The organism is Bifidobacterium jacchi (genome assembly GCF_009078285.1).
GTDB lineage: Bacteria > Actinomycetota > Actinomycetes > Actinomycetales > Bifidobacteriaceae > Bifidobacterium > Bifidobacterium jacchi.
Window position 1 is genome coordinate 1 of record NZ_RQSP01000072.1, and the last position, 6,346, is coordinate 6,346.

General features: G+C 61.4%; 4 protein-coding genes. All 4 read right to left on the bottom strand.

The genetic code is table 11. The annotated features are described in order from the left end of the window. Positions 1-169: 169 nt before the first annotated feature. Positions 170-541, bottom strand: coding sequence for an integrase core domain-containing protein (locus tag EHS19_RS11795; RefSeq protein ID WP_151917658.1), 372 nt, complete (start codon positions 539-541; stop codon positions 170-172). A 280-nt stretch (positions 542-821) separates the two neighbouring features. Further along, positions 822-3,584 carry a polyribonucleotide nucleotidyltransferase gene (locus EHS19_RS10220; RefSeq protein WP_151917659.1) on the bottom strand — a complete coding sequence of 921 codons (2,763 nt, stop codon included), beginning with the start codon at positions 3,582-3,584 and terminating at the stop codon, positions 822-824. 329 nt (positions 3,585-3,913) lie between these two features. Next, entirely contained in the window at positions 3,914-4,183 is a 270-nt protein-coding gene (gene rpsO / locus EHS19_RS10225; RefSeq protein ID WP_151917660.1) for a 30S ribosomal protein S15, read from the bottom strand. A 175-nt stretch (positions 4,184-4,358) separates the two neighbouring features. Further along, the gene (locus EHS19_RS10230; RefSeq protein ID WP_151917661.1) at positions 4,359-5,036 is read right to left on the bottom strand and encodes a hypothetical protein; all 678 of its coding nucleotides are present in this window, start codon (positions 5,034-5,036) and stop codon (positions 4,359-4,361) included. Between the last annotated feature and the right edge of the window lie 1,310 nt (positions 5,037-6,346).

Consider the following 6,346-nt stretch of genomic DNA (forward strand, 5'->3'; position numbering starts at 1 on the left):
ACTGATGTTGGAAGCCGGGTGAATGATCCACGAACAACTGATACAGAGCGCTAGTGTGCCGCGTCAGAAATTCATTGACGAATTCACTACCCCTCAGTCCCGCTTCGCGGGCCAGCTCGCTGCAATCACGGACGCGCTCCGCGCGCAGCCTGCCTGCTCGCCTGTCGGCTCACACGTTGCCTACAAACAGCTCTGCTGTTTGACTAACGGCAACGTCCTGACAAGGGGAGCCAACAATATGATCAACGAACTTCTGACGCGGCACACTAGCCGAGACGAACAGGTGAAGTGGCCTGATTGTTGTTCCGTCTCTACTGTGAGACGGCTTGTGCCGTCTGCTGTCGATAATACTCGTCTCCACGTCCTGTGGTGTCCTGTAGCTCAGTGAGGCGTGCAGCCGTTCCGAGTTGTACCACGCCACCCACCGCATCGTCGCGTATTCCAGTTCGTCGACCGTCCGGGACGGCCTGTTGACCCAGACCAGCTCATGCTTGTACGAGTTGTTCGTGCGTTCCTCCAGCGCGCACGGCAGCGCCTTCAACGTTCAAAACGCAACAAGGACAGCCCAATGGACTGTCCTTGTTTGTGACTCGCTTTGTTTTGAAGTAAGCAAACGCGCAAAAGCACCCGCAAAAGCACCCGCGAAGGCAGCCGCGAAGGCAGCGCGGCTAAGCCGTGACCACGGTGAGAACGTTAGTCCTCACGTCAGTCCTCAAGCCGACCCGCCAAACGGACAGCCTGTGGGACTGTCCGTAGGCGAAGCGAGCGGTCGCGCAACAGGTACCCGCGAAACCCCTTTTGAAGGCATCAGTTTGAAGATATCAGTCCTCAAAAGGATCGAAATCGCGACGCACGCGGCGGCGCGGGCGCTCGTTGCGCTCGACGCGATCCGCATGGTACTCGTCGTAGTTCTCATCGGTGGCATAACGCGGGTTGCGGTCGTCACGGCGGGACGCGCGGCGCGGACGATCATCACGATCATAACCGCGATCATCACGATCATCACGATCGTCACGGCGCGCAGCGCGACGCGGACGATCATCACGACGATCATCACGATCATAGCCACGGTCCGAGCGGTCCGAGCGGTCAGAGCGATCCGAGCGATCAGAACGCTCCGCGCGATCTTCGCGATCATCGTAATCACGATCGGAACGACGGCGACGCGGACGATCATCATAATCGTCGTCGCGGTCGTCACGGCGAGCGGCGCGACGCGGACGATCATCATAATCGCGATCGTCACGATCATCGTCGCGGTCACGGCGACCACGGTAGCCGCGATCATCACGGTCGCGACGCGGACCACGGCCCGCACCGCGGCGATCATCGCGATCGGAACGTGCGCCGCGGTCGAAGCCACGGCCTGCGCCGCTCTCCTGGTCCTCGAATCCCGGAATCGCCAGCGAAATCTTGCCGCGATCATCAACGCCCTGCACGACCACCTCAACGGTGTCGCCTTCCTTGAGCACATCCTCGACCTGATCGATGCGCTCACCGTTGGCGAGGTTGCGAATCTGGGAGATGTGCAGCAGACCGTCGGTGCCCGGGGTCAGGTTGACGAACGCGCCGAACGACGTGGTCTTGACGACCTTGCCGTTGTACGTTTCGCCGGCCTGCGGCACGTGCGGGTTGGCGATCTGATCGATGATCGCCTTGGCCTTCTCGGCAGCCTCGCCGCCTTCGGAGGAAATGAACACGGTGCCGTCATCCTCGATGGCGATCTCGGCGCCGGTCTCCTCCTGGATCTGGTTGATGTTCTTGCCCTTCGGCCCGATGATCTCGCCGATCTTGTCCACCGGAACGGTGGTGGTGAGGATGCGCGGAGCGAATTCGCTCATCTCGGCCGGTCCGTCGATGCACTCGTTGATCAGATCAAGGATCGTGGTACGCGCCTCGTGCGCCTGCTGGAGGGCGGCGGCGAGAATGTCGGCCGGGATGCCGTCGAGCTTGGTGTCGAGCTGGAGCGCGGTGATGAACTCGGACGTGCCCGCGACCTTGAAGTCCATGTCGCCGAACGCGTCCTCGGCACCCAGAATGTCGGTCAGCGTCTTGTAGATGTGCTTGCCGTCCACGTCACCGGAGACGAGACCCATCGCGATGCCCGCGACCGGCGCCTTGAGCGGCACGCCCGCGGCGAGCAGGCTCAGCGTGGATGCGCACACGGAGCCCATCGAGGTCGATCCGTTGGAACCGATGGCCTCGGAGACCTGACGAATCGCGTACGGGAAGTCCTCACGGCTCGGCAGCACGGGCACGATCGCCTTCTCGGCGAGGGCACCGTGGCCGATTTCGCGGCGCTTCGGGGAGCCGACGCGGCCGGTTTCGCCGGTGGAGTACGGCGGCATCTCATAGTTGTGCATGTAACGCTTGGACTGCGGGCCGGACAGCGCGTCGATCTGCTGCTCCATCTTGAGCATGCCGAGCGTGGTGATGCCCAGAATCTGGGTTTCGCCGCGCTGGAACAGTGCGGAGCCGTGCACGCGAGGCACGATGTCCACTTCGGCGGACAGGGTGCGGATGTCCTTGAGGCCGCGGCCGTCGATGCGGTAGTCCTGGGTGAGGATGCGGCGGCGCACGATCTGACGCTGCAGCTCCTTGAACGCGTTGCCGAGTTCCTTGTCCTTCTCGGCATCGTCCATGTCGGTGAATTCGTTGGCGAGGATCGCGCGCACGTGCTCCTTGATCTCGTGGATGCGGTCCTGACGCGGCAGCTTCTCGGCGATGGAGAGCGCCTCGTCGAGATCCTTGTGGGCGATCTCGTCGATGCGGTTGTACAGATCCTCGGTGTACTCCGGGAAGAGCGGGAATTCCTTGGTCTCCTTGGCGGCCTTCGCCTTGAGCTCGTTCTGCGCCTCGCAGATCACCTTGATGAACGGCTTGGCGGCTTCCAGGCCCTGCGCGACGACGGTCTCATCCGGCTTGGTCTGACCCTCGTCGTAGATGAGGTGCCAGGCGTTCTTGCCGGCACCGGCCTCGATCATGGCGATCGCGACGTCGCCGTCCTCGACCACGCGGCCGGCGACGACCAGCTCGAACACCGCACGCTCGCGCTCGCTCCAACGCGGGAACGCGACCCACTGGCCGTCGATCAGCGCCAGGCGGACGCCGGCTACCGGGCCGGAGAACGGCAGACCGGAGATCATCGTCGATGCGGACGCGGCGTTCAGGGCGATCACATCGTAGGCGTCGTCAGGATTGATCGACAGCACGGTCTCGACGATCTGCACCTCGTTGCGCAGCGTGTGCGGGAACAGCGGACGCAGCGGACGGTCGATGATGCGGCAGGCGAGGATGGCCTCGCTCGACGGACGGCCTTCGCGACGGAAGAACGAGCCCGGAATCTTGCCGGCGGCGTACATCTTCTCTTCGACGTCGACGGTCAGCGGGAAGAAGTCGTAGTTCTCCTTCGGGCTGTTTCCTGCGGTGGTGGTGGACAGAATCATCGAATCATCGTCCAGATAGGCGGCCACCGCGCCATCCGCCTGCTGCGCGAGACAACCGGTCTCGAAGCGCAACGTGCGCTTTCCGAACGAACCATTATCGATCACGGCCTCAGCGGCCTTGATTTCGGGACCCTCCATAGGGTTCCTCCTTTGTTGTTTTCTCTTGTTTTCTACAGTTACCTACTGCTGTCGGTCGAACCCCGACCAAGCCAGTCCTCTGCCAAGCCTCGTACCTGGATGGATGGCCATCCCATCCGCCCACATATCACGCCCCTGCGCGCAGGTCCGCCTGCCACGCCGTTGTTCTGTCAGATTCCAGACTCTTGCTTGTTATCTTATTACGTCTCACCCTCGGATGCCCCGGACTCCCCGGGCATCTGCCGCACGCGACGGCACATCAACCTCAGCCACCGCGGCGCGGCCCCACGCAAAAGCGCCCGAGCATAACGCCCGGGCGCAAAAGTCCACTATCGACGCAGACCCAGCTTCTCAATCAGCGCACGATAACGGTTGATGTCAACGCGCTTGAGATAGTCGAGCAGACGACGACGATCACCGATCATGAGCTGCATGCCACGACGGGAGTGGTGATCATGCGTGTGCTTCTTGAGGTGCTCGGTCAGGTCCGCGATGCGCTTGCTCAGCAGCGCGACCTGAACCTCGGGAGAACCCGTGTCGCCCTCGTGCGTCGCGTAAGTGGTGATAATGCTCTGCTTTTCCTCAGCCGTAAGTGCCACGGCATCCTCCTTGTGATTGCTGCGCGGTGCACCCGGCACTGTGCCGGTGCGCTCTCCATCCGCGGGCGAAACACGCCAAAGAGATACTATATGCAATCGCATGGACGATCGCTGCGCAGTCAGCGACGCGCGCATAGCGCACTGCGCCTGATGCACCACGCCGCAGCATCCTCCGTCACACCATCGTCACCAAACCGCCGAACTGCACGATGATCAGCGCAATCGCCTCGATCATGTAAAACAGCAGAAACGACGCCCAACTGTGCGTGAGCACATTCAGCGGCGAATCCTTGCGAATCAGCACCAGCAGCCCCACCCACAGCACCGCGAATGCGGCCAGACCGAACCCGGCGGCGATAATGCCCAGATTCGCCGCGTTCGCGTAGCGCGCGGCATCGCCATACATCACATACGTCGCAAACCAGAAATCCAGCCGCAGCAGACAGATGCCGGCAATGAACTGCTCGGCCGCAAGCCCGACCGCAAACACGATGCGCCACAGCCAGCCGCGCGTCACCACAACCGCCATGCCCAGACCGGTGAACATCACCACCGTCACCGCCCATGACATCAACGCGACGCCCTGCGGGGTCGAGAACGTCAGATACCGCACGACGGTGGACGTGCTCCGCGCCGCGAGCGTGCGACCAAGCCAGTACGGCGCGATGATCGACGCCAGCACCAGCACGCCATACAGCACCCACGGCAACGGCTTGGAACGGCCGCGATTCATGTCGGCCAGCGACAGCTCCGAATCGGGAATGGAGGGATCGGGATGCTTGGAGACGTCGACGATCTCGATTCTGCCGCCGACGATCTCCTCGGCTTCGTTGTTGCTGGTTTCGTCCGCCATGTGCACCTCGCGCTGTTCTTTTCGCTGCTCTGTTCCGCTGGGCAGGTTCCGCCGGTCCGCCTGCTGGGTGGGTTGCCGACCGGTCGGGCTGGTCGGCTGGTCGGCTGACCAGTTGATCAGTTGATTGGCTGACCGGCTGGCCGGCTGGCCGGCTAACCGGCTGACCAGCTGACCAGCTCACCGGCTGACCACTCAGGGATGATTGCTGATTGCCATTGTAGCGTCGCCACCTTTCTTGGGGGTGTTCCGCGAGATTCCGCGAGGGCACCCTCTCAAACGGCCGCATTGCCACGGATGAATGCCGCGGATGAATCAGATGAATCGGCGCGGATGAATCAGATGAATCAGAACGAATAGGTCAGAACGAATAGGTCAGAACGAATGAGTCGACGCCCAGTCGATCCCCACGTACCCCACGTACCCCATAGGTGCCGAGCGCAAGAGAATCTCGAAACAAACCCTCAGTTCGAGAAAATCTTGCGCTGCCCGACCCATAAGCGCAAGAGAATCTCGAAACAAGACCGAATCTCGAGAAAAACATGCGCCGACAAGCCGGTTCGCGCAAGCAATTCTCGAACTCAAGGCCAATTCCGAGAAAACCTTGCGCAGAGCGACCCGCACGCGCGGAGCGGCCCACAAGCACGACCCGCAAGCGCAAGATCCTCTCGAAACAAACCCACTACTCCCGAATTTCGTTCACTGAGCAACTGTCAGCGATCACAATTCGGGAGATCAACCATCGATTCCCGAATTTCGATCGCCAGCAAACACTCCAACACCCGACTCGGCGAACCGACTGAGAAGAACCGAATCCGGATCGGCAACGAGCGCCAATACGCGACGGCACGTATCATCGACTCCCTCTCGCGCACCCATCGTGTGCATCGGACGTATGTCATTGGAGGCATCGTGTGCATACAACGGATACGTAGAGGCGCAAAACGCGCGCTACATGGACACCCCATGCACACGATCACGTAGATGTACGCTCCATGCACACGATCAGCAGCGCCTTACGTACGTGCCATGCACACAATCGACGGCCCACAACGGCCATAAGAGTCCATCGCACCCTGATACGTACGTGCGATGCACACAACCGACAGCACGACACGGCAAAAATCCCTTTTTCCACACACCATCGTGTGCATCGGACGTATGTCGTTGGAGGCATCGTGTGCATACAACGGATACGTAGAGGCGCAAAACGCGCGCTACATGTACGCCCCATGCACACGATCACGTAGATATACGCTCCATGCACACGATCAACAACGACTCACGTACGCGCCATGCACACAATCGACGGC